This window comes from Dysgonomonas sp. UBA7630 (assembly GCF_002483985.1).
GTDB lineage: Bacteria > Bacteroidota > Bacteroidia > Bacteroidales > Dysgonomonadaceae > Dysgonomonas.
This window is the reverse complement of record NZ_DLIY01000037.1, coordinates 219,697-244,823: the sequence shown is the minus strand read 5'-3', so window position 1 is coordinate 244,823 and position 25,127 is coordinate 219,697. Positions and strand designations below refer to the sequence as shown.

The following is a 25,127-nucleotide window of genomic DNA, read 5'->3' as shown; positions in this document are numbered from 1 at the left end:
GGGGGTAATATGTTTACTGGATCATTTAGATACGGTTTTTTTATACTCATTGGGGGTTACACCAAATTCCTCTTTAAAATACTTGCGGAAATATTTGGGATCATTAAATCCTACCTGAAAGGCAATTTCATTGACAAACATCTGGCTTTTTTCCAATAAATCAGCTGCTCTCTTTAAACGAATAAAGCGGATAAACTCAGAAGGGGTCTTGTCTGTCAGGGCCAATATTTTTTTGTAAAAATAGACTCGGCTCATACCCATCTCTTTGCAAAGGTCTTCTACAAGAAATTCAGGATTTCCAATGTTTTCTTCAACAATAGAGATTGTTTTTTGTACAAACTTTTCGTCCATAGATGTTATCTCTATTTCGCTCAGGGAGATATCTATTTTCTTCTTGAAGTTGCTATGTATCTTTTTCTGCCTCTCGATGATCTTGGCTATTTTTAGTTTCAGCATGTCAATGTTGAAAGGCTTGGAGATATAATCGTCTGCTCCTGCCTCAATACCCGAATATTTGCTTTCTTCCGACGATTTGGCCGTAAGTAGTATGATCGGAATATGTGAAGTTCGTATGTCTCCTTTTACATGCCTGCAAAATTCATAGCCATCCATCTTTGGCATCATAACATCGCATAATATAATATCCGGTAGTTGATCGAGTACAATGCTGTATCCTTCTTCTCCATCGTTTGCTATAACGGTGCGATAATCGTCTATAAACAAGCTGGTGATAAATTCACAAAAGTCTTCATTGTCGTCCACTATTAGTAGAAGCGGAAGATGTGCCCGTTGCGCCGACTTTAAATCGAGCTCGGCTCCTTCTTTTATTTCGCTAATAGAAATATCACCCGAATGTATAATGTCTTGGTTGCTTAACTCCTTATATGTCGAATTTTGTATAGGCAGTAATATTGTGAAAGTAGAACCCTTTCCTTCTGTACTTTCCACTTGTATTTCGCCTCCATGTAATTTTACATATTCACTGGCTAAATGCAGTCCAACGCCGGTTCCCGATTGATTGTTTTTTTCTGCTTTTTCTATTCGGAAGAAGCGTTCAAATATTTTCTCGAGATATTCTTTCTCTATGCCAACGCCTGTATCAGAAACTTTCAGGCATAGCTGTTTGGTTGGTGTATCTGTTTGCAGCAGTTCGGAAATGCCAATACTGACATCTATCTGTCCGTCTTCTGTATATTTGAATGCATTGGAAATCAGATTGGATATGATTTTATGCATCTTTTCTTTATCAAACTCCATCTGCAGTTCTTGCAGATACGTTGTGAATGTAAGTTTTATTGATTTCTCTCCTGCCAATGCCGAGAACGATTGACATATTTCTTTTGTAAATTCTATAATATTCCCTCGTGAAATATTCAGAGTCATCTTGTTTTGGTCAAACTTCCTGAAATCAAGTATTTCGTTGACCATGTTCAGCAAGTTTTTAGCATTCTTGTGCATGATGCTCATCGTTGCTTTTTGCTCGTCCGATACAGATGATTTCATAAGTTTTTCCAACGGTGTAAGAATAAGCGTGAGCGGAGTTTTGAATTCATGGCTTATATTGGTAAAGAACTTGAATTTCAATTCGTCTACTTCATGTATTTTCTGAGCTTCCAGTATTTTTTGTGCCTGTTCGTATTCTTCTTTTTGTTTATTCAACTTATATTTGATGAAAAACCTTAAGGCCGTGATAGTGATGAGTATGTATATAATGGTTGCCCACCATGATAGCCAAAATGGGGGTTTTACTACGATTGTCAAAACAATAGGCTCACTGCTCCATACATTATCGTCATTGCTGGCGTAAACAATAAGTTTGTATGTGCCGGCATTAAGGTTGGAATATGATGCTGAGCCGATTCCGGTGCTTGTTTCAGTCCATTTGTTGTCCAATCCTTCCAACATGTATTTATACCGATTCTTCTCGGGATGGATGTAATTTAGGGATGAAAATTGTATTGTAAAATTGGTTTCACCGTAATGTAAAACAATCTCATCGAGGTCTGTTATTGACTTTTCGAGAATAACACGTCCATTGTATTTTGTATTCGGTTTAATCACCTGATTGGTAATAAGAAGATCTGTGAAATGCGGTTTAGGTACATTTTTATTAAATACTATTTTTCTTGGATCGAAAGATGTATATCCTTTAGTGCTGCCTATGTAGATAATTCCGTCTTTGTCTTTAAATATAGCATTCGTATTAAATACCGAACCCGGCAGTCCGTCGTTAACATCGAAAGATGCGATTGTATACGTCAGTTTCTGATTGTCATACTTACAGTAGAAACATACCAATCCATTTCGGGTTCCTGCCCATATATTGCTATCATTATCTTCTATGAGTGATACAACTTCATCACCCGGTAGCCCTTCGTTGGTTGTAATGTATTCAAATCGTTGTTTTGTAGGATAATATACATTGATCCCTTTGTCCGTAGCAATCCATAAAAGCCCCCTTGAGTCTACAATCATATTGTTTATAACAATACTGGTAAGGGAATCGAGAAATGTATTGTCCGGAAAGTATTTTCTTACTTCTTTTTTACTTTCGTCTAATACGCATATTCCTCTGTCGGTACTTAGAAATATATTCTTCTGAGTATCTACAAACATAGATACAATATAATTGGATAAAAGATCTTTACTGTTACTCATATTGTGATGAGTAAACGTATCCCTTGCTGGATTTAACTGATCTATACCGCCTCCAAGAGTTGCTATCCATAAATTATGGTCGTTGTCTTCGGTAAGGCTATACACACTTTTGCTCGAAAGGGAATTTGGGTTTGTCTCATTCAATTGGAATTTCTTGAAACTTTTACCGTCAAAGGCGTTCAGCCCTCCCATAAAAGTTCCAATCCAAAGTGTTTGTCTGTGATCTTCGTATATTGATGTGATAATATCAGACGAGATGCTTCCCGCATCGTTAGTATTGTTACGAAAACGTTCTACTTTCTCCGTGCTTTGATCGTATTTGATAAGACCGGTTCCATTTGTCCCTATCCAAAGATTATTACTCTTGTCTTTGTATAAACTATTGCAGTCGAATATCTCTGCATTTTTGTTGAACATATAAAAGAGAGGCGATTTCTTAAATTTAAAAAGGTTTGGATGGTAATAAGATGCACCACTTTTGTATGTCCCTACCCATACTGTCCCGTTAGGTTCACTATAGAAACTGATGATAGAGTTCTGGCTGATAGAATTATGATTGTATATATCATTTTTAAGAACCGTTATCTTTTGATTTTTTTTGTCCAGAATGCTTATCCCACCGTGATCTGTTCCTATCCATATCAGTCCGTTAATCNNGCACACATCTGACAAAGCTACTCGATAATGCAACCTTACTATTGGTATCCAGTAAAGTCCATTGCCCTTTTTTTGTATTTAGATATATCACGCCTTTATCCGCTATACTTGGATAAACCCAAATATCGTTATCAGAATCTATAAATAAGGATTTCTGTATTGTAGAGTTTTGGTTGTTGTCTTTAAAGAACGTATTTCGCATGTCCACTCTGTTTGTCTGCATGTTTACACGCTCCAAAAGTCCGTCGTTGTGAAGAACCCAAATGTAGCTATCCTTTATTTTTATATCGGAGATATCAGACAGAGCCAGATCATTTGTATTCTTCGATTGCTTGTAGATTGTTATTTTGTTAGTAGTTGCATTGTATTTGTGAATACCCTTTCCCGGATATGAAATGTATAAATCTTTCTTCTTGTCAATTTCTATAATAGCTGGTGCGGGTGGTAACGCTATATCGCTTAGCAGTGAATCTATATTGTTTATAAAAGATTCCGATTTCCAGTCATACAGCATATAAACCCCTGCACTCGACTGCAACCATAGGTTTCCCTTTATGTCTTCTTGTATTCCTGTAAAACGGTCGTAAGATGGACTTTTACTGTCATTCTTTATGTTCTTGTATGTTTTAAAGTTTATCCCGTCGTACCTGTTGAGCCCCATATTTGTTCCAAACCACATAAAGCCACGGCTGTCTTTCAAGATTGCTTCCACCTGATTGTTTGATAAGCCGTTTGTATTATTCAAATGAGAGAATTCAAATTGCTGGGCTTTTATGATAAAAGAGAATAAGAGGAATAGAAGGGTGTATAATGGTTTTTTCATTGCTAGGTATTCAGGTTCGATGGATACAAATTTATATAAATAAAGCGATTTCTGATGTTTTGTTAGCATTTTAATCCCTAAATGGAAACATTTAAACCCCTGCAGAGAATCTTTAACGGTTGCATTAAAAACATTTAAGAATGCCTCTCTGCATATTCAGGGATATTTTTGTATCAATGAAACTTAAACCATAATAACCATGAAAAAAAATCAACTGCTTTTGGTCAGTTTATTGTCGATGGCTCTATTCATCGGCTGTAAAAGCGGACCATATCAGAGAACGAGTGACGGAATAATTGTAAACCTGAAAACGGACAATGCTTTAGCTACAAAAAACATCAGATTGCAAGTTGTCAATGATGATGTAATCCATGTTTCGGCTACTCCCGGCTATAAGTTTTCTGACAAAAAAAGTCTTATCACCATATATGATAAAACACAAACAACAGGATGGGATGCTAAAGAGGAAAATGGGAATGTTGTTCTGAAAACAGCTTCTACCATTGCTACAGTATCTCTGACTACAGGAGAGGTTACCTTCTCGGATATAAATGGTAATGTACTTCTCGCTGAGAATAAAGGAGGAGGTAAATCGTTTTCTGATATCGAAGTTGAAGGAACAAAAGCATATACTATGCAGCAAGTGTTCGAATCTCCGGCTGATGAGGCTTTCTATGGACTTGGACAACATCAGGCTGATGAGTTTAACTACAAAGGAAAGAATGAGGTTCTTTTCCAATATAATACAAAAGTGTCTGTTCCGTTTGTTTTATCCAGTAAAAACTATGGAATACTTTGGGATAACTACTCACTGACTAAGTTCGGTGATTCTCGTGACTATCTCGACTTAGATCAATTTAAGCTATATGACAAAACAGGAAAAGAAGGTGGGCTGACCGCTACTTATATGGTAAATGCCGATCCAAATAAAGTTTTTGTAGAAAGAGCAGAATCGCAGATTGATTACGAAAACCTGGAAACAGTAAAAAAGTTTCCTCAAGACTTTCCGTTCTTTAATTCTCGCATCACTTGGGAAGGAGATATAGAAGCAAAGGAAACAGGCAAATATCATTTTATACTTTATTATGCAGGTTATACGACTATATCATTGGATAATGAGGTAATAGTGCCTGAAAGATGGCGTACGGCATGGAATCCGAATAGCTATAAGTTCACAGTGGATATGAAAGCCGGCGAAAAGCGTAAAATAAAACTCGATTGGAAACCTGATGGTGGTATTTCATATATAGGACTTAAAGCTTTGAGCCCGAAATCTCAGGAACAACAAAACAAGTTGGCTCTTTGGTCAGAGATGGGCGACCAGATCGACTATTATTTTATTCGTGGAAACAATGCCGATGATGTGATCAAAGGATATAGGACAGTTACAGGAAAATCGCAAATTATGCCTAAATGGGCAATGGGATTCTGGCAAAGCCGCGAAAGATATAAGACTCAGGCAGAATTGCTTGGCGTTGTAGATGAATACCGCAAGAGAAATATACCACTAGATAACATCATATTAGATTGGTCGTATTGGCCGAAGGATGCATGGGGAAGCCATGATTTTGATACCGAGCGTTTCCCAGATGCAAAAGGGATGATGGATAGCGTACATGCAAAAGATGCACATATTATGATTTCTGTATGGCCTAAGTTTTATTATACAACAGATAATTACAAGGCTTTTGACGAAAAAGGATGGATGTTTAACCGTGCTGTGAAAGATAGTATCCGCGATTGGATTAGCCCGGGTTACATTGGAGGATTTTATGATGCTTACAGTGAAGGTGCTCGCAAACTATTTTGGGACCAGTTGAACGAAAAGCTATACTCTAAAGGTATTGATGCTTGGTGGATGGATGCTTCCGAGCCGGATATTTTATCAAATGCAAGTATGCAGTACCGTAAAGAGCTAATGACTCCTACAGCTTTAGGTCCATCAGTTGAGTACTTTAACGCTTACGCTCTTGTTAATGCACAGGGTATTTATGAAGGTCAGCGTTCTACTAATCCTAACAACCGTGTCTTCTTGCTTACCCGTTCTGGCTTTGCCGGATTGCAACGATATTCTACAGCTACATGGAGTGGCGATATTGGTACTCGTTGGGAAGATATGAAAGCTCAGATTTCAGCCGGACTTAATTTTGCTATGTCGGGTATTCCTTATTGGACAATGGATATCGGTGGTTTCTGTGTCGAAAAACGTTATGAAAATGCGAAAGAAGGCTCAGAAGATATGAAAGAATGGAGAGAGCTGAATGCTCGTTGGTTCCAGTTTGGAGCATTCTGTCCGCTATTCCGTAGTCATGGACAATATCCTTATCGTGAGATCTACAATATTGCTCCTGAAGGTCATCCTGCATATAATAGCATGGTTCATTACACCAAGCTTCGTTACCAGATGATGCCATACATCTATTCATTGGCCGGAATGACATACTTCAATGATTATACTATTATGCGTGCTTTGGTAATGGATTTCGGAAAAGATGCTGCTACTCATAATATAAGCGATCAATATATGTTTGGACCTAACCTCATGGTCTGTCCGGTATACCAATACAAAGCAACATCCCGAGACGTATATTTCCCTGCCGGTACAAATTGGTACAACTATGATACAGAAGAATATGTTACCGGAGGAAAAAGTGTAAAAGTATCTGCACCTTACGAGCGTATGCCTCTGTTTGTACAAGAAGGTTCGATTTTGCCTATGGGGAATGATATTCAGACTACCAAACAAAATCAAACAGATCTCACCATAAAAGTATATACAGGTAAAAACGGAGAGTTTACTTTATACGAAGACGAAGGGGTGAACTATAACTATGAAAATGGGGCATATTCGACTATTAAGTTCAGTTATGATGACGCTTCTCAGCAGCTTACTGTCGACGATGTTAAAGGCGAATATACAGGTATGGCTAAGGATAGAATATTTAAAATAGAATGGATTACCAAAGGAAAGAAAAACACAATATCTGAAGTGAAATACTCAGGAAAGAAGCTCTCTGTAAAAAGGGCAGAATAAAGCAGAATTATTGTTATTACATAAATCACTTTTAGTTCAGATTCACTAATACTATTAAAAAACCATGAATGAGAAAATGACTAGATTTTTTCGGCAAACAAGTTGCATTTGTTTGCGGAGGGTATATCTGATGCTTATTATCAGCTTACTCTCAGTTGCTGGGCTTTATGCACAGTCTGTACGTGGAATATCGGGAACCGTCACTTCAGAGGGCGAACCTCTTATTGGAGCCTCTGTTGTAGAAAAAGGTACAACAAATGGTACCCTGACAGATGTTGACGGAAAGTTTACCTTAAGTGTGAAAGAAAATGCGACGATCGAAGTGTCCTATATTGGATTCACTTCTAAAACGTTTGCAGTTGGGCAACAAACAGTATTCAACGTAGAGTTGAAAGAAGAAGCCAATGTGTTGAATGAAGTTGTAGCCATAGGTTATGGTGTTCAGAAGAAAAAGCTGAATACAGGTGCTACGTTACAAGTAAAAGGCGATGAGGTAGCTAAATTAAACACTACCAATCCTCTTCAGGCTCTTCAGGGGCAAGCTCCGGGAGTACAGATTTCCTCTACGTCCGGACAACCGGGTGCAGATATGAAAGTTACTATACGTGGACTTGGTACAGTAGGAAATTCAGGGCCGCTTTATATTATCGATGGAATTGAAGGAGATATCAGTGTGTTGAATGCCGCAGATATTCAATCTATCGATGTTTTGAAAGATGCTGCATCTGCTGCCATATATGGAGCTCAGGCTGCAAATGGTGTTATTTTAGTAACTACAAAACAAGGATCGAAAGGAAAAGGACAAGTTTCTTTTGATGCATATTATGGGGTGCAGAATGTTGCACGTAAAGCCAAAATACTCAACGCCAATGAATATATGGCAATAATGAATGAGCAAGCATTAAATTCGGGATCGGCTTTGTTTGACTTTGATTCGATGGGTACTCTTGCCAATACAAACTGGATTAACCAAATGTTTAAAGATGATGCTAAAACTGAAAACTATTCGTTGAATGTGAATGGTGGTTCAGAGGCTTCTGTCTATGCACTCTCATTGAACTATACATCTCAGGAAGGTATCGTTGGAGGTAAGGATGTCTCTAATTATGAGCGTTATGGTTTCCGTATCAATACAGAGCACAAGTTGTATAAGGAGGTGTTGAAGGTAGGACAACATCTAAACTTTAACTATATCAAGAATAGAGGTATAAGTGTTGGAAACCAATATAATAATACTTTGCGTGGAGCATTTACTACATCTCCTTTGTCGCCTGTATATAGCGATAATAATATCTATGACAGTCCGTATAATGATACGAGCAACTCGCCATGGTATAATGGTGATGGTAATCCATACGGTTTAATGATGACTAACTCCAACAATAAGAATGATTCTCAAAGATTGATGGCTGATATATATGCAGAATTAGAGCCAATAAAAAACCTTAAGCTAAAATCAGTATTCGGTATTAATTATTACGCATCCGAATATCGTAGCTTCGAGCCATTCTATCAGTTCTCTGTATATACTTATAATAAAGATCATACGACTACATTACAGAATATGAGTAAAGGTCATACGCTAACTTGGACTAATACCGCAGGTTATGATTTTACCTTGGCCGATGATCATGCCATCAATGCTTTAGTAGGTATGGAGGCTACACGTTATCAGGGAACATTCCTTTCCGGATCTAACTGGAATCTATTATCTCAGTTCAATGATTTCTCACATGCATACTTAGATAATACAACAGGACAGGCCCATTTGGATAGTGATGGCAATATTGTAGAAACAAGAAGTGTAGGTGGTAGACCTGAACACGATTATCGTCGAGTGTCTTATTTTGGGCGTGTTGGCTACAACTATAAAGAGAAGTACATGTTCAATGCAACTTTGCGAGCTGATGGTTCATCTAAGTTTGCAAAAGGTAACAGATGGGGATACTTCCCTTCGTTCTCAGCAGGGTGGGTGATTACAAATGAAGACTTTATGCAAAGTATTGTAGAGAGCAGAACTCTCGATTTTCTGAAACTTCGTTTAAGTTGGGGACAAGTTGGTAACCAAAATATAGATGATGATCAATATCTTGCACCAATAAATACTTCCACTGGTTATACAAGTAGCGATCCCGCTGCATATTATAACTTCGGAACAAACAAAACAAACACTGCGGGAGCTTATCCAAGCCGTTTGTCTAACGAAAGTGTTAAGTGGGAGACTTCAGAACAGCTCAATATTGGGTTTGATGCCTATATGCTAAGAAATAGATTAGGAATCAATGCTGATTTTTACACAAAGAAAACAAAAGATTGGCTGGTTGTAGCTCCTATATTAGCTACTGCGGGAGCCGGAGCTCCATATATAAATGGTGGTGATGTGAAAAATACAGGTATTGAACTAGGTTTAACATGGAGAGACAATATTGGCCAAGTAAACTATAATATAGGCGTAAACGGATCTTACAACAAGAATAAAGTGGGTAATATCCCAACAGATGATGGTATAATTCATGGTCTGACAGGAATGCTTTATGATAACTCAGAGGAGTTTTACAGAGCTCAAAATGGTTATGCAATTGGTTATTTTTGGGGTTATAAAACTGCCGGGTTATTCCAAAGTGAGGAAGATATCGAGGCTTGGAAAGCTGCAGGTAATGGTATTCTACAGGCTGACGTAAAACCGGGAGATGTTAAGTACGTTGATCTCGATAAAAATGGAAAAATAGACGCTACAGACAAAACCGATCTAGGAAATGGTATGCCTGATTTCTCTTTTGGATTTAATATCGGTTTCGAATATAAAGGATTTGATTTTAACCTGAATGCAAATGGTGTAATGGGCAATAAGATTGTTCAATCGTACCGCAATCATACCAATAAACAGGCCAACTATACAACTGCAATCCTTAATCGTTGGACAGGTGAAGGCACATCAAACAAAATACCCCGTGTAACAGAGACAAATATAAACTGGCAATTCTCTGATTTATATCTGCAAGATGGTGATTTCTTACGTATAAGCAATATAAGTATTGGTTATGATTTTGCGAAACTAATCAACCTGAAATGTATCAGCCAGTGTCGTCTGTATGCATCAGTGCAAAATGCATTCACATTTACTAAATATGATGGAATGGATCCGGAGATCGGTTATGGTACATCAGGCTGGGTGTCAGGAATAGACTTAGGTTATTATCCTCGCCCGAGGACTTATTTATTCGGTGTGAACCTTAAATTTTAACCATTAAACGAGATATAAACTATGAATAAGTTTAAACATATATTAGTAGCAGTAGCTGTAAGTATGGGACTATTCTCCTGTTCTGATAGTTATCTTGATACAGAATCTAAAACAAATCTGACCGATGGTAGTTTTTATAAGACTGTCGCAGATATGGAAATGGCCTTGATCGGTTGCTATGACGGATACCAGCGTACTACTTCTGATGGAGGGGTTGCGCATTATGTCACCTCAGAACTTCTATCTGATAATTGTTTTGGCGGAACCGGTAATACTGACGGACGTGCTTATCAGGCTTTAGACCGCTTCGATATTACACAATCGCCTTCTGATAATAATATATTTAACCAGACTTGGATAAGTTATTACGCAGGCATCTTTCGTTGCAATACGTTATTGACTAAGATGGAGGCCTCAGACTGGAGCGATCAGGCTGCAACCGTAAACCGTATAGCAGGCGAAGCTCGCTTCATTAGAGCCCTTTTGTATTTCGATCTTGTTCGTTTGTTTGAACGTGTTCCTCTTCTTACTGCACCAACAACCGATAATGTACCTCAGGCTGATCCTACTGATACATACAAGTTGATCGTTGAAGATTTGAAATTTGCTGCAGCTAATATTCCTGCCGATGCTTACCCTAAAGCTAAAGCTAGTGAGAATGACGGTCGTGTAACCAGTTTTGCTGCAAAAGCTTTATTGGCTCGTGTATATTTATTCTATACAGGTTATTATGCTAAAGATGATTTGGGGGTAACCAAGGCTGAGGTATTAGCCGGGTTAGAAGATATCGTGGATAGTGGTGAGTTTGATCTATTGCCTACATATAAAGAAATGTGGCCTGCAGCAAGCTATATACCGAATGCTGACGATAATAAATTAGATAAATCGGGGTATGCAGGAGCAGGAAATGTAGAAGTGATTTTTGCAGAAAAATTCAATAATACATCCGACTATAACGGAATGGTAGATGGAAACCGTTGGTTGGTTATGTTGGGAATGCGTAATACAAACTGGTCGCCTTATGGTAAAGGCTGGGGAGCGTGTACTGTAAATCCTAAATTAGTGAATGCTTTTGCTGCTAACGACCAAAGAAAGACAGCATCAATAATTGACATAGCTAAAGAAGGAATTGAAGCTAAGTATGATAAGAAAGACCAACGCGAGTATACCGGATATTCAAATAAGAAATATACACCAACAGCTTTGCCTGATGGTACTTCTGATACCGGAGGTGATAATGACTTTCAGATTTCTCAAGATCAGGATTATATTATTATACGCTATGCGGATGTACTGTTAATGGCTGCCGAATTGGGGTCAAATAATGCACAAAATTATTATGACCAAGTGCGTAAGCGTGCAGGACTTACAACTAAGACAGTCTCCCAAGCTAATATTATGGAAGAGCGTCGTTTCGAATTTGCATTCGAAGGTCTTCGCTATTGGGACTTGCTTCGTCAGGGGCTTGATGTTGCTGCTTCTACTATTGCTCAGTCACAAAAAGTATTGAGTGGCAATGCAGAAGATGAAGTTGTAATCACTGCTGAGAATATTAAGAAAACAAGAGGTTTCATGCAGATACCGAATACTCAGATTACATTATCTAAGAATGTTCTTACTCAAAATGCAGGTTGGTAACAAACAAAAACTAATAATTATGAAGAAACTGATTAATATATTTACATTATTCGCTCTTTTTGCGATGATGTTTGTTTCTTGCTCTCCTGATGATTATAGTTTAGGAAGTAAGAATGTAAAAGCAGAAGATTTGGTTGAAGGTATAGCTTTCAAGATTGAACACGATGCTTCAAACCCCAATATTATTTATCTGACAAGTTTGATGGGAAATGGTTATACTCCACTATGGAATCATCCTCAGGGACGTAGCCAGAAACAAAAAGTGACGTTGAAAATGCCTTTCCCAGGTACTTACAATGTAACATTCGGGGTAGAAACACCTGGAGGAATTGTATATGGAGAACCTGTTACTTTTACGGTTGATGATTTTTATGCAGACTTTGTAAATGACGATGTGTGGACTATGATCTCGGGAGGAGTAGGTAAATCCAAAACATGGTACCTAGACCTTGATGCCGAAGGCGTTAGTCGTCATTTCTTAGCTCCTATGTATTTCTTCACAGGTACATATAACTGGGATGCCCTTCATACAGCTTCAGGAGATAATTATCTTGATGCAGATGCATGGGATTGGAAAAAAGCTATCACTCCTCTTGCCGGAGACGATGGTAATGCTTTATGGTATTGGCTTGCAGACTGGCCGGGTAATAAATGGATGTGTGATGCTGCTGACTTTGGAACAATGACATTCGACCTGATTGGCGGTGCAAATATTAAGGTAGATCAACAGGCTTATGGCTTAGGATCTTACAATGGTTCGTATATGGTTAATGTAGATGAACACACTATTGCCTTTACCGATGCTTATCCTGTAAATGTAACAAGCAGAAATGGAGAAGTACTGGCAGCTACCGAATTCAGAATATTATATTTGTCGGAAGACTTTATGCAGATCATGCTTGTTCCGTCGGGTACATGTTTCAACTATATTTCTAAGGAATATAAAGATAATTGGGTCGCAGGAGACCCAGAACCTCCATATAACGGAAATGCAAATGATGATTTAACATCAACATTTACAAAGAAATGGAAGTTGTCTGTTAATACTCCATATAACTGGACTGGTCTGGATGGGACTTTCTTGAACAATTGGAGTTCGCCGGCTGACTATTCTGTTGCAGGTTATCCATACAATAAGAGTATGATTGATAATATTTCTTTGTCGATGACAAAAACAGGAGAGAAAACCGGAAGCTATATACTTACGGATGGTGCTGCTAAAGAACTGAAAGGTACATATAAGACTGATGCTAACAATAATATCATCTTCGATAAGGACATTAGCTTTGCTATATCTGGGTCACAGATGTTATCTACAACAGGGGATAAAGCTCTGCGAATTATCAGAACAGAAATCAATACATTTGGTGATTTGTCTGGTATATGGTTGGGTAAACGCGATGCTTCCAAGAGTGAATATATGGTTTATCATTTTGAGCTGTCTGCGTCAGGTGACGATGAAAGTGTAGCTGTTAAGAAAATGCTTTGTGCGCATACTTGGAAAATAGATGTGAAGGGTACTAAGTTTGGAGGTCCTCTCACATATGCCGACCCAATTACCTTTCCTGCATTGACAGGGGCATGGACACCAGGCCTTTCAGATAATTCATGGGTAATGATAGATGGCGATCATGGTTCTATGAAGTTTAATATGGATGGTACAGTGAATATCATACAGAAAACAGTTAAAGATGGTGCTTTCGATCAGACAAATAATCTTTCGGGAACCTGGGTCTATAATCATGATAATTATAGTCTGAAATTGAATGTACCAATGTTGCATGCAGATAATTTTACATTTGCTGTTGCTGATTGGAGTGATAGTCGTATTCAGTCTGTTGGGGCAGATTACTTACGTTTAAGTGTGATAAGAGATCCCGCTTTATCAGGCGAGAGTCGATGGCTATTTGTGTATAATTATATACCAGCTGATTAACTAGTCTCTGTGATTTAAGGATAGTAACCAATGAAAGGGTTTTGTTAAAAACCCTTTCATATTATATCAACATAGAATGAAAAAATATAAGTTTTTGCTTTATACACTTATCTGCGTTTGCTTGACATTTTTCTCCATTTCTTGTTCCGGCGACGAAGATAAACCCGATCCGGAGTTAATTGTTTCAACAGATAACTTAGCTTTCACAAAAGATGGTGGAGATAATGCCATACATATAAAGACAAACCAGAAATGGACTGTAGCTAGTTCTGAGTCTTGGTGTACTGTTTCGCCTGCATCCGGAGAAGGAACAGGCACTATAAAACTCACAGTATCAGCTCAGGCTAATACCACAACAGATATTCGTAATGCGACCCTGACAATAACTGCGGGGAATATAAAAAAAGAAGTAGCCGTTACACAGGCTCTGACAAATCTACTTGTTGTAAAGAAGAATATATATGATGTAAAATCAGAAGGAGAAAATATAACTGTCGAGCTACAAACATCAGACTCTCACGAAATAGTAATAAATGGAGATTGGATTACAAAATCCTCAACGAAAGTAGTTTCGGACGTTTCCGAAGTTTTTGTTATTGCTCCTAACAAGAATATTTTTGAAAGAGAAGGTACTATAGTATTCAAAGTCGGTAATTTGTCAGAAACAGTTACAATTGCTCAAGCAGCAACAAGTCTGAATATTGTGGCTGATAAGACAGGAATGAATAACGACGCTCCGGCTCTTGCTGCAAAAATGGGACTTGGGTGGAATTTAGGCAATACGCTCGAAGCGACAGATGGAACTACTGCCGGAGAAACAACATGGGGCAACCCAAAGGCGTCTAAATCTTTGATAGATGGAGTAAAAGCAGCCGGATTTAATACCGTGCGTATACCATGTGCGTGGAATGCATATATCGAAGATCAGGCTACATATAAAATATCGGATGCAAGACTTGCCCGTGTGAAAGAAGTTGTAGACTATTGTATTGATAACAATATGTATGCAATAATTAATATCCATTGGGATGGTGGCTGGCTTGAAGAAAATCCAACCTACGACAAACAGGTCGAAGTAAATAAAAAGCAAAAGGCATTGTGGGAACAAATTGCTGTTTATTTCCGTGATTATGACGAACACCTCCTTTTTGCAGGGACAAACGAAGTTCATGCCAATTATAATACACCATCGGCAGAAAATATAGAAGTACAGCAGTCATACAACCAAACATTTATTAATGCAGTGCGGTCTACCGGAGGAAAAAATACTTGGCGTAACCTTATCGTTCAGTCATACAATACGAATATAGACTATGCAGTAAACTATATGAAAATGCCTACAGATCCTACAGCCAATCGTATCATGGCGGAAGTTCATTACTATGACCCTTACGATTTTACATTAGCTGAAGAAAATATAATTTTCCTCTGGGGTAAAGATTTTTCAGGTGCCGGAGTCTCCACATGGGGACAAGAAGATTGGGCTGATACGCAATTTGGAAAAATTAAAACAAATTTTGTAGATAAGGGAATCCCTGTAATCTTAGGTGAATATGCTGCAACATTAAGAGCATCGTTGAGTACTGCCGATTATGCAAATCATGTAAAGGCTCGTAATTACTATCTGAATTATATAACTAAAGTGGCAGTTCAGAATGGACTGATTCCTGTTTATTGGGATAATGGTCCTACGGGTGATAAAGCATCTGGTCTGTTCAATAGAACTACCGGAGAGCAAGTACATACAGATGCTATTAATGCTATTATTAGCGCAGGGAAATAAAGTATAGAAAAAGATTGTGAAATCTTTATTGGTTTTTATGGGTTTTTTAAGGTTGAAATTGATAGAGGTCGGATATGTATCTTCCGACCTTTATTTCTAAATTTAAGGATTATAATATCAGACATGAAAAAACATTATCTATTTCTTTTTATTTGTACAGTTCTCTTTTCGTGTTCTTCGTCAAAGAAAGTAAGAGAAAATGTAGACTTTACCGAAGGTTGGAAATTCTATTTGGGAGATGATTCTACAGCATATAATGCTCAATATGATGATGCAAAGTGGAGAATTCTTGATCTTCCTCACGACTGGAGTATAGAAGCAGATTTCTCGCTCAAGAATCCGGCTACTCCCGGAGGTGGAGCATTACCGGGTGGTATAGGTTGGTATCGCAAAGACTTTGTGGTAGATAAATCCTGTGAAGAAAAGAATGTATATATCGATTTTGATGGTATATACAGGAACAGTAAAGTGTGGATAAACGGACATCTTTTGGGAGAGCGTCCCAATGGATATATTTCGTTTCGTTACGACTTGACTCCGTATATTAAAGTCGGAGAAAAGAATGTTATTGCTGTTCGTGTAGACAACTCGAAACAACCCAATTCACGGTGGTATTCCGGTTCGGGTATCTATCGCAATGTATGGTTAGTAACTACAAATGCTTTACATGTTGACCTTTGGGGTACTTATGTAACTACACCTATAGTAACGAAAGATAATGCCGAAATTAAAGTCCAAACGAATATAAAAAACTCATCAAATTCTGGTCAAAGATTCGAATTGTATTCTATCCTAATAGATAAAGAAGGTAAAGAGATTGCTAGAATAAATAATTCAGAAAGTGTTGGTGCCGCAGAGAATGTCTCTATGGGGCAAAGTTTGAAAGTCTCAAATCCAATCTTATGGTCGATAGACAATCCATATCTGTATAAGATAGTAACCCGTATAGAACAAAATGGGAAGGTTGTAGACGAGTATGAAACTCCGTTAGGTATTCGCTATTTTTCTTTCGATCCGAATAAAGGATTCTTTCTGAATGGCGAATCTGTAAAGATAAAAGGGGTGTGTAATCACCACGATTTAGGATTCTTAGGTGCAGCCGTTAATACCAGGGCTATTGAACGCCAGCTCGAAATTCTGAAAGAGATGGGATGCAATGGTATTCGTACCTCTCATAATCCACCTGCCCCAGAATTGCTTGACTTGTGCGACAAAATGGGATTCATCGTTATGGATGAGGCTTTCGATATGTGGCGAAAGAAGAAATCACCGTACGATTATTCCCAATATTTCCCTGAATGGCACGAACGGGATTTGACCGATCTTATTCTTCGTGATCGCAATCATCCTTCTATCTTCATGTGGAGTATAGGAAATGAAATTCTTGAACAATGGTCAGATATAAATGCCGATACATTAGATTTGCAACAGGCTAATATGGTCTTAAATTTTGCCAATACATTAAACAAAAAAGATATTGACGCAAAAGAGCTTCACGTAAATTCTCTTTTGACTATAAAGCTGGCTGATATTGCCAAAAAGCTTGATCCTACACGACCGATTACAACAGGAAATAATGAAACAGAGCCATCCAATCATATCTTCCGATCGGGTGCGATGGATATTATCGGTTTCAATTATCATGAAAATAATTGGGTGAATTTTCATGAGAAATTTCCGAATCAAAAGCTGATTATTACAGAGTCTACATCAGGTCTAATGTCTCGTGGATATTACGAAATGCCTTCCGATAGTATGAACATTTGGCCCGAGAGATGGGATAAGCCTTTCGACCGTCCTGTGCATCATTGTTCATCATATGATAATTGTCATGTACCTTGGGGTAGCACTCACGAAGATACATGGAGACTCGTGAAAAATTATGATCATATTTCGGGTGTCTATCTGTGGACAGGTTTCGACTATTTGGGTGAGCCTACTCCATTCTGGTGGCCATCTCGCAGTTCCTATTTCGGAGTAATTGACCTTGCTGGATTTCCTAAAGACATATATTATATGTATCAGAGTGAATGGACAAATAAGGATGTTCTTCACATCTTTCCGCATTGGAATTGGAAAGAGGGGCAAACTGTAGATATATGGGCATATTTCAATAATGCTGATGAGGTAGAATTGTTTTTGAACGGTTTGTCTCTAGGCAAGAAAGCCAAAGAAAAAGATGTATATCATGTGTTTTGGCGTGTTCCTTTCCAAAAAGGAACTCTGAAAGCTGTTTCTTATAAAGATGGAAAAGAGGTGCTGACAAGGGAAGTTAAAACAACAGGTGATCCTATTTCCATAAGGCTTACAGCAGATAGGCAGACAATCAAAGCCGATGGGAAAGATTTGTCATTTATTACGGTTGAGGCTTTGGAGGCAGAGGGCAACCCTGTTCCTGTAGCTGATAATCTTATAAACTTTACGATAGAAGGAGATGGTTTTATAGCCGGAACTGATAATGGAGATCCTACTGATCCGAATTCTTTGAAAAAGCCTTCAAGAAAATTGTTTAGTGGAAAAGCTTTGGCTGTTGTGCAATCTCATAAAAAGGCAGGGAAGATAATTTTAAAAGCAACCTCTTCTAATTTGAAGCAAGCTTCTATAGAAATAAATAGCAAATAATATACTTTTTTATTTAAACATCTTATTGTGGGAATTAACATATAGGCTTTCGGGCTTATATGTTAATTTATTTTCGTGTAACGTATTTATTAATAGGTGTTTATTAATGTGTAAATTACAATATCTACCTTCTTCTTATTGTATTATGTATGATATGTAATTGATTGTAATGCAAATCTTTAACTAAAAATTAGTGTAGCATTGTTGCTGTGTTTTAAAATGAAGTTATATATTTGTACTTAGTACAATAAGTTTTATAGCCGGATTACCATGAAAATAAACTTCATTCACACTTATGTCTCTGTCGATTGCGTTGTGTTCGGATTCGAGAACGACAAGTTGAATATATTATTGGTACAGCGTAACACTGATAAAAGAAGGAAAAAAGACCTGAAACTTCCCGGAAGCCTTATATATGACCAAGAAGATGTGGATGACGCTGCAAATCGTGTTTTATTTGAGCTTACAGGGATAAAGAGGATGTCGTTAAAGCAATTTCGTTGTTTTGCTTCACCGGGCAGATCCAATAACCCGGATGACAGAAAGTGGCTCGACACAGCTTATCAGCCAAATATCAATCGCCTGATTACTGTTGCGTNNCAAGCAAACAGAATGGTGTCCGATTGATAAAATACCACAAATGCCATTTGATCATAATCAGATTGTGAAAGAATCACTCGTAGAGATCTGCCGATGGATAGAATACAATCCTGTTATAGTTTTCGAGCTCTTACCTCAGAAGTTTACGATAAGTCAGTTGCATAAACTGTATGAAGCAATATATAATAAGAAAATTGATATACGCAATTTCCATAAGAAGGTAGCAGCTATGAGTTATGTTATTCCTTTGGAGGAGAAACAAAAAGATGTGTCTCATCGTGCAGCCCGTTATTATAAATTTGACAAAAAGGCTTATAATAAGTTGAAAACAAGTATATAATCGATTTAAAAAACATAAAAACACTCATCTATCATGTATTTATTAGGATATGATATTGGTAGCTCTTCGGTAAAAGCTTGTCTGGTAAATGCCAGCACAGGTAAAATTGTTGCTTCAGACTTTTTTCCGAAAGAGGAAATGAAAATTACAGCTGTAAAATCGGGATGGGCAGAACAAGACCCTGCCGACTGGTGGGCAAACCTGAAACTTGCACATCAATCTGTGATGCAAAAGTCGGGAGCAAAAGGAGAAGATATACAAGCTATCGGTATTACCTGGCAAATGCATGGGTTGGTGCTCGTAGATAAAGATAAAAATGTACTCCGTCCCTCTATAATATGGTGCGACAGCCGTGCTGTACCTTATGGCGAAAAGGCATTTAAAGCCATCGGTGAGGAAAAATGTCTGAGTCATTTGCTCAACTCTCCGGGTAATTTTACTGCATCTAAACTAGCATGGGTAAAAGAAAATGAACCTCATATCTATGAAAAAATAGATAAACTGATGCTACCCGGTGATTATATCGGGATGAAATTAACAAATGATATCGTTGTTACTATCGAGGGAATGTCAGAAGGTATCTTCTGGGATTTTAAGACAAATACGTTATCTGAAGAAGTACTGAATCACTATGGAATACCGAAGAGTTTTTTCCCTGAGATAAAACCTATTTTTGGTATACAAGGCTATGTTTCATCTTCGGCAGCCAAAGAACTTGGATTGAAAGAAGGTATCCCGGTTTCTTATCGGGCAGGCGATCAGCCTAACAATGCTCTTTCTCTCAATGTGTTTGAGCCGGGCGAAATAGCTTCTACCGCCGGAACATCGGGTGTTGTATATGGAGTGTTGGATCAGCTGAACTACGATAAACTATCGCGTGTAAATACTTTTGCGCATGTTAATTATACGCCGGAACAAATCAGACTTGGAGTGCTGCTTTGTATCAACGGAACAGGTATTCTTAACTCATGGCTGAAACGAAATTTGGCTCTTGAAGGCTTATCGTACAGCGATATGAACGCTCTGGCTGCTCAATCACCTATTGGAGCGAAAGGTATTAGTATTATTCCTTTTGGAAATGGAGCCGAGCGTGTATTGGAAAATAAGGATGTTAATTGCTCGATACATGGAATCAATTTTAACATCCATGACAAGAAAGATATTCTTCGCGCAGCACAAGAAGGTATCGTGTTCTCTTACGAATATGGTATGGAAATTATGCGCGAGATGGGTATGAATATTTCTACAGTGAAAGCCGGATATGCGAACATGTTCCTAAGCCCGATTTTCTCGCAAACACTAGCCAGTGTAAGTGAGGTGACTATCGAGCTGTATAATACAGATGGTGCTGCCGGAGCTGCTAAAGGAGCGGGTATTGGTATAGGGCTTTATGCTACACCTCAGGAAGCTTTTGCTTCTCTCGAAAAATTAGCAGTCATAGAACCTGAGAAAGATAAGAGAGATCAATATAGAGAGGCATATCAACAATGGAGAAATCTGGTAACTAAAAAATAAATTATTAATCATTTAAAATAAAAACTATAATCATGGAAATTTTAAAAGGAACAAAAGAATTTTTTCCGGGTATCGGAAAAATCAAATTTGAAGGAAAAGAAAGTAAAAATCCGTTAGCATTCCGTTTTTATGACGAAAACAAAGTGGTAATGGGAAAAACAATGAAAGATTGGACTCGTTTTGCAATGGCATATTGGCATACACTATGTGCTAATGGTGGCGATCCATTTGGTGGAGCAACTATTCATCACCCATGGAATATAGGAGACGATGCTATCAGCCGTGCAAAATACAAAATGGATGCAGCTTTCGAATTCATGACCAAAATGGGAATCAACTATTATTGCTTCCATGATGTAGACTTGGTAGATGCAGGTAATTCTTGGACAGAATATGAAAAGAACTTGCATACAATAGTAGACTATGCAAAAGAAAAACAAGCAGCTTCGGGAGTAAAACTTCTTTGGGGTACAGCAAATGTTTTCAGCCACGAACGTTATATGAATGGTGCTGCAACAAACCCTGATTTTAATGTAGTTGCAAGTGCGGGAACTCAAATAAAGAATGCTATTGATGCTACTATCGCTCTTGGCGGGTCTAACTACGTGTTCTGGGGAGGTCGTGAAGGTTATATGAGCTTGTTGAATACCGACATGAAGCGTGAAAAAGATCACTTGGCTCAAATGTTGACAATGGCTCGTGACTATGCTCGCAAACAAGGATTCAAAGGTACATTCCTAATTGAACCTAAACCAATGGAACCTACTAAACATCAATATGACTTCGATACAGAAACTGTTATCGGCTTCCTTCGTCACTATGGTTTAGACAAAGATTTCAAAGTGAATATTGAGGTTAACCACGCTACTCTTGCAGGTCACACATTCGAACACGAATTGCAGGCTGCTGCAGATGCGGGTCTATTGGGTAGTATCGATGCTAACCGCGGAGATTATCAGAATGGTTGGGATACAGACCAGTTCCCTCTCGATATCTATGATTTTGCTCATGCATGGTTGGTATTGTTACCTTATGGCGGGTTAGGAAATGGTGGTGTAAACTTCGATGCTAAGATACGTCGTAATTCTACAGATATGGACGATTTGTTTATTGCTCATATCTCGGGTATGGATGTATTTGCACGTGGCTTATTGGTTGCTGCTGATATTCTTCAAAGCTCAGATTACAACAAATTACGTAAAGAGCGTTATGCTTCATTCGATGGTGGAGACGGTAAAGCTTTTGAAGATGGCAAGTTAACTCTTGAAGATCTACGCACAATTGCACATAAAGTAGGCGAACCTAAGCAAATAAGCGGTAAGCAAGAGCTTTATGAGGCTATTGTAAATATGTATATCTAAACATATAACTAGGGATTGTTTTTAAAAGTAATAGCATTCTTATCAAAAGTTCCTCACTTTTTTCATTCTGAGTGTAACGAAGATTTTTCAATTCACTTCGTTCGATATGACAACTAGAAAATATAAATTGCTTTTAAAACAATCCCTTTGTTCCTTAAATAATTATTGACCAATGAAAAATGAAGCGAGTAAATCATATACGCTAAAACTGACACTGATTGCCACACTGGGTGGATTGCTGTTCGGTTACGACACGGCAGTTATCTCTGGTACGGTAGAGTCGCTCCGTCACTTTTTTATAGAGCCGATGGGATTATCATTGAACGAGGCCAATGCAATGGAAGGCTTCGTGATAAGTAGCGCTCTGATTGGCTGTATCTTTGGTGCGGCTATGGCAGGTTGGGTAAGTCAGACTTTTGGACGTAAAAAAGCATTGTTTGCTGCGGCTATTTTATTTCTATTAGCAGCAATAGGGTCTGCATGGCCCGAAATAGGTTTCCAGATGCCTAGTGCAGGAGATCACTCTTTTGTATATCATTTTGTTTTTTATCGTATAATCGGTGGTGTAGGAGTTGGTATAGCTTCGATGGTCTCTCCTATGTACATCGCAGAAATAGCACCTCCCAGCAAGAGAGGTAGCCTTGTAGGACTTAATCAGTTTGCCATAATATTTGGTATGCTGGTAGTATATTTTGTAAATTATTTTATAGCAAAACAAGGAGACACAGAGTGGCTCCATACAACAGGATGGAGATGGATGTTTGCTTCGCTAGCTATTCCATCAGTCATATTCTTCCTTTTATTGTTTATTGCACCCGAAACACCAAGATGGCTTGTGATGAAAGGTCACACCGCAAAGGCAGAGGGTATTCTTACCAAGCTTGTAGGTAGCACAATGGCTAAGCAAGAAATGGTGGAAATAAGACAAAGTTTTGATAATGAGGAAACAGCATCATTAAAACCATATTATCGTTTTATGATGACATGGCTTATCTTATTTGTTGTGGGTCTTATTTCCCTATCGTTAGTCGGAGTTTCAAGTGCATTGGAAATCTCTATGATAGCAAGCTTTGTAATAGCATTGTATGTTCCTGTTAAATCTTATGGATTCCTGATTATAATGACAGGCGTATTGTTATCTGCATTTCAGCAATTTGTGGGTATTAACGTTGTGTTATACTATGCTCCCGAAATATTTAAGAGTATGGGATCGGGTACAGACTCGGCACTGTTGCAAACTATCATTGTAGGTATTATCAATCTGTCGTTTACAGTATTGGCTATTATGACTGTTGATAAATTCGGACGTAAGCCTCTGTTGATTACAGGAGCTTTAGTGATGGCAGTATCTATGCTTGGCTTGGGGACATCTTTTTCTCAAGGATTACCCGGTACATTGAAACTTGTGTTTATGCTTACATATACAGCCGGTTTCGCTATGTCATGGGGACCTGTTTGTTGGGTTATGCTCGCAGAGATATTCCCTAACTCGGTGCGTTCGAGCGTAATGTCTATTGCTGTAGCTGCACAATGGGTATCAAACTTCTTAATCTCTTGGACATTCCCTATCATGGACAAGAACGATACATTAGTAACGATGTTCAATCACGGATTTGCATACTGGGTATATGGCTCACTTGCAATTCTTGCAGCATTGTTTGTATGGAAACGTTTACCTGAAACAAAAGGTAAGACGTTAGAAGATATGGAAAAATTATGGAAAAAATAGAATAACATTTTGAATGTTAAAATAGGTTGATAAAGTAGGAGGTTTGTTGTGATAATAAGCCTCCTACTACTTTTTTAGTTTGTCTTTTTATAACTGATGATAGCCCAAGTGTTGAAAAACACCACAAATCCCAGTAATGCAAACATCTGTGTGGTTAAGTCCATAAATACACTACCCTTGAGATAAACCATTCGCATCACTTGTATGAAATACTTCAAAGGATTGAAAATCGTAACAATCTTAGCCCATTCGGGCATACTGCTTATCGGAGTAAACAGACCGCTCATTAATATCAGAATCATTATAAAGAAGAACATCACGAACATAGCTTGCTGCATGGTATTTGAATAGTTGGAGATAACCAGTCCGAATCCGGATACCACCAGAATATAAATTCCCGAAAAAAGATAGATTGTTAACAGGCTGCCAACCGGTAATATATTATAGACAAATGCTGCGAACCCAAAACAGATAGTAAGCACCGTGAATCCGATAACCCAGTACGGAATAAGCTTTGCTAAAATGAATGTAAATTTATTTACGGGAGTTACGTTCATCTGCTCTATTGTACCCATTTCTTTTTCGCTTACAATGTTTAGTGCCGGCAGGAAGCCGGTTAGCAGTGTAAGTAGTATTACCATCAATGCCGGAACCATAAAGACTTTATAATCCAAATTAGGATTGAATTTGTACTGAGGTACGATGTTAATAACGGGTAATACTGCACCCTCTCTTTTGGGAGACCATTCTTCTCTGATATCCGATGAAAAATCGGATAGTATAGCACCCATATATGAAGAACTTAGTGAGCCTTTCACGCCATTGACTGTATTTGCGGATATCATAACATTAGCCACTCCTGTTTTTACAAGGTTTTTCTCAAAATTGGGTTGTATTTCGAGTATAACATCTGCTTTACCCGACTCGATACTATGCGAAGCTTTATCACCCGATAAAGAGACATCCGTAAGATGAAAATATCCGGATGAGGTTGCCTTGCGGACTAATCTTTCGGAATAAGTGCTATGATCATTATCAACAATACTTAGCTTAATGTTTTTTATCTCCTGATTGGCAGCCCAAGGCATAATGAGCATCATCATAATTGGCATGCCTATGATTAATCTCGGAAGAAATGAGTTCCGCATAATCTGTTTAAACTCTTTTTCGATCAAAAACTTTATCAT

At 38.1% G+C, this 25,127-nt stretch carries 12 protein-coding genes and 1 pseudogene; 10 read left to right on the top strand and 3 right to left on the bottom strand.

Annotated features, from left to right (window positions below; translation table 11 throughout):
• Positions 1–21: 21 nt before the first annotated feature.
• Both B3P17_RS15750 and B3P17_RS15745 read right to left on the bottom strand, forming a co-directional pair.
• The gene (locus B3P17_RS15750) at positions 22–3,075 is read right to left on the bottom strand and encodes an ATP-binding protein (RefSeq protein ID WP_422653404.1); all 3,054 of its coding nucleotides are present in this window, start codon (positions 3,073–3,075) and stop codon (positions 22–24) included.
• A 232-nt stretch (positions 3,076–3,307) separates the two neighbouring features.
• Positions 3,308–4,138, bottom strand: a complete 831-nt coding sequence (locus B3P17_RS15745; protein WP_291106277.1) for a ligand-binding sensor domain-containing protein — start codon at positions 4,136–4,138, stop codon at positions 3,308–3,310.
• A 199-nt stretch (positions 4,139–4,337) separates the two neighbouring features.
• Here B3P17_RS15745 and B3P17_RS15740 point away from each other — a divergent pair, with 199 nt between their 5' ends.
• The 10 genes and pseudogenes from B3P17_RS15740 (at position 4,338) to xylE (ending at position 23,940) form a co-directional block, all read left to right on the top strand.
• Positions 4,338–7,172, top strand: a complete 2,835-nt coding sequence (locus B3P17_RS15740; protein ID WP_289781670.1) for a TIM-barrel domain-containing protein — start codon at positions 4,338–4,340, stop codon at positions 7,170–7,172.
• Between the two features lie 76 nt (positions 7,173–7,248).
• Positions 7,249–10,416, top strand: coding sequence for a SusC/RagA family TonB-linked outer membrane protein (locus B3P17_RS15735; RefSeq protein ID WP_291106272.1), 3,168 nt, complete (start codon positions 7,249–7,251; stop codon positions 10,414–10,416).
• 21 nt (positions 10,417–10,437) lie between these two features.
• A complete protein-coding gene (locus B3P17_RS15730) occupies positions 10,438–12,054 on the top strand; it encodes a RagB/SusD family nutrient uptake outer membrane protein (RefSeq protein ID WP_252636652.1) in 1,617 nt (538 codons plus the stop codon).
• Between the two features lie 19 nt (positions 12,055–12,073).
• Positions 12,074–13,990 (top strand): hypothetical protein, encoded by a 1,917-nt coding sequence (locus B3P17_RS15725; protein ID WP_252636651.1) that lies wholly within the window; start codon positions 12,074–12,076, stop codon positions 13,988–13,990.
• A 76-nt stretch (positions 13,991–14,066) separates the two neighbouring features.
• Entirely contained in the window at positions 14,067–15,773 is a 1,707-nt protein-coding gene (locus B3P17_RS15720; RefSeq protein WP_252636650.1) for a cellulase family glycosylhydrolase, read from the top strand.
• A 123-nt stretch (positions 15,774–15,896) separates the two neighbouring features.
• Positions 15,897–18,395 carry a sugar-binding domain-containing protein gene (locus tag B3P17_RS15715; protein ID WP_289781669.1) on the top strand — a complete coding sequence of 833 codons (2,499 nt, stop codon included), beginning with the start codon at positions 15,897–15,899 and terminating at the stop codon, positions 18,393–18,395.
• Between the two features lie 270 nt (positions 18,396–18,665).
• Positions 18,666–19,335 (top strand): annotated as a pseudogene (locus B3P17_RS15710) (NUDIX hydrolase).
• Positions 19,336–19,368: 33 nt separating this feature from the next.
• On the top strand, positions 19,369–20,850 hold the full coding sequence (locus B3P17_RS15705; protein WP_252636649.1) for a xylulokinase: 1,482 nt from the start codon (positions 19,369–19,371) through the stop codon (positions 20,848–20,850).
• Positions 20,851–20,882: 32 nt separating this feature from the next.
• Positions 20,883–22,211 carry a xylose isomerase gene (xylA, locus tag B3P17_RS15700; protein ID WP_252636648.1) on the top strand — a complete coding sequence of 443 codons (1,329 nt, stop codon included), beginning with the start codon at positions 20,883–20,885 and terminating at the stop codon, positions 22,209–22,211.
• Positions 22,212–22,383: 172 nt separating this feature from the next.
• Complete coding sequence (gene xylE / locus B3P17_RS15695; protein ID WP_252636647.1) at positions 22,384–23,940, top strand: D-xylose transporter XylE; 1,557 nt, start codon at positions 22,384–22,386, stop codon at positions 23,938–23,940.
• A gap of 74 nt (positions 23,941–24,014) precedes the next feature.
• Here xylE and B3P17_RS15690 read toward each other — a convergent pair whose 3' ends face one another.
• On the bottom strand, positions 24,015–25,127 hold the full coding sequence (locus B3P17_RS15690; RefSeq protein WP_252636646.1) for an ABC transporter permease: 1,113 nt from the start codon (positions 25,125–25,127) through the stop codon (positions 24,015–24,017).

Excerpts from the sequence above, each read along its gene's own strand:
- B3P17_RS15730 (WP_252636652.1), top strand. The coding sequence starts at position 10,438 with ATGAATAAGTTTAAACATATATTAGTAGCAGTAGCTGTAAGTATGGGA.
- xylE (WP_252636647.1), top strand. The coding sequence starts at position 22,384 with ATGAAAAATGAAGCGAGTAAATCATATACGCTAAAACTGACACTGATT.
- B3P17_RS15690 (WP_252636646.1), bottom strand. The coding sequence starts at position 25,127 with ATGATAAAGTTTTTGATCGAAAAAGAGTTTAAACAGATTATGCGGAAC.
- B3P17_RS15725 (WP_252636651.1), top strand. The coding sequence starts at position 12,074 with ATGAAGAAACTGATTAATATATTTACATTATTCGCTCTTTTTGCGATG.
- B3P17_RS15735 (WP_291106272.1), top strand. The coding sequence starts at position 7,249 with ATGACTAGATTTTTTCGGCAAACAAGTTGCATTTGTTTGCGGAGGGTA.
- B3P17_RS15720 (WP_252636650.1), top strand. The coding sequence starts at position 14,067 with ATGAAAAAATATAAGTTTTTGCTTTATACACTTATCTGCGTTTGCTTG.
- B3P17_RS15750 (WP_422653404.1), bottom strand. The coding sequence starts at position 3,075 with ATGTTCAACAAAAATGCAGAGATATTCGACTGCAATAGTTTATACAAA.
- B3P17_RS15715 (WP_289781669.1), top strand. The coding sequence starts at position 15,897 with ATGAAAAAACATTATCTATTTCTTTTTATTTGTACAGTTCTCTTTTCG.
- B3P17_RS15705 (WP_252636649.1), top strand. The coding sequence starts at position 19,369 with ATGTATTTATTAGGATATGATATTGGTAGCTCTTCGGTAAAAGCTTGT.
- xylA (WP_252636648.1), top strand. The coding sequence starts at position 20,883 with ATGGAAATTTTAAAAGGAACAAAAGAATTTTTTCCGGGTATCGGAAAA.
- B3P17_RS15740 (WP_289781670.1), top strand. The coding sequence starts at position 4,338 with ATGAAAAAAAATCAACTGCTTTTGGTCAGTTTATTGTCGATGGCTCTA.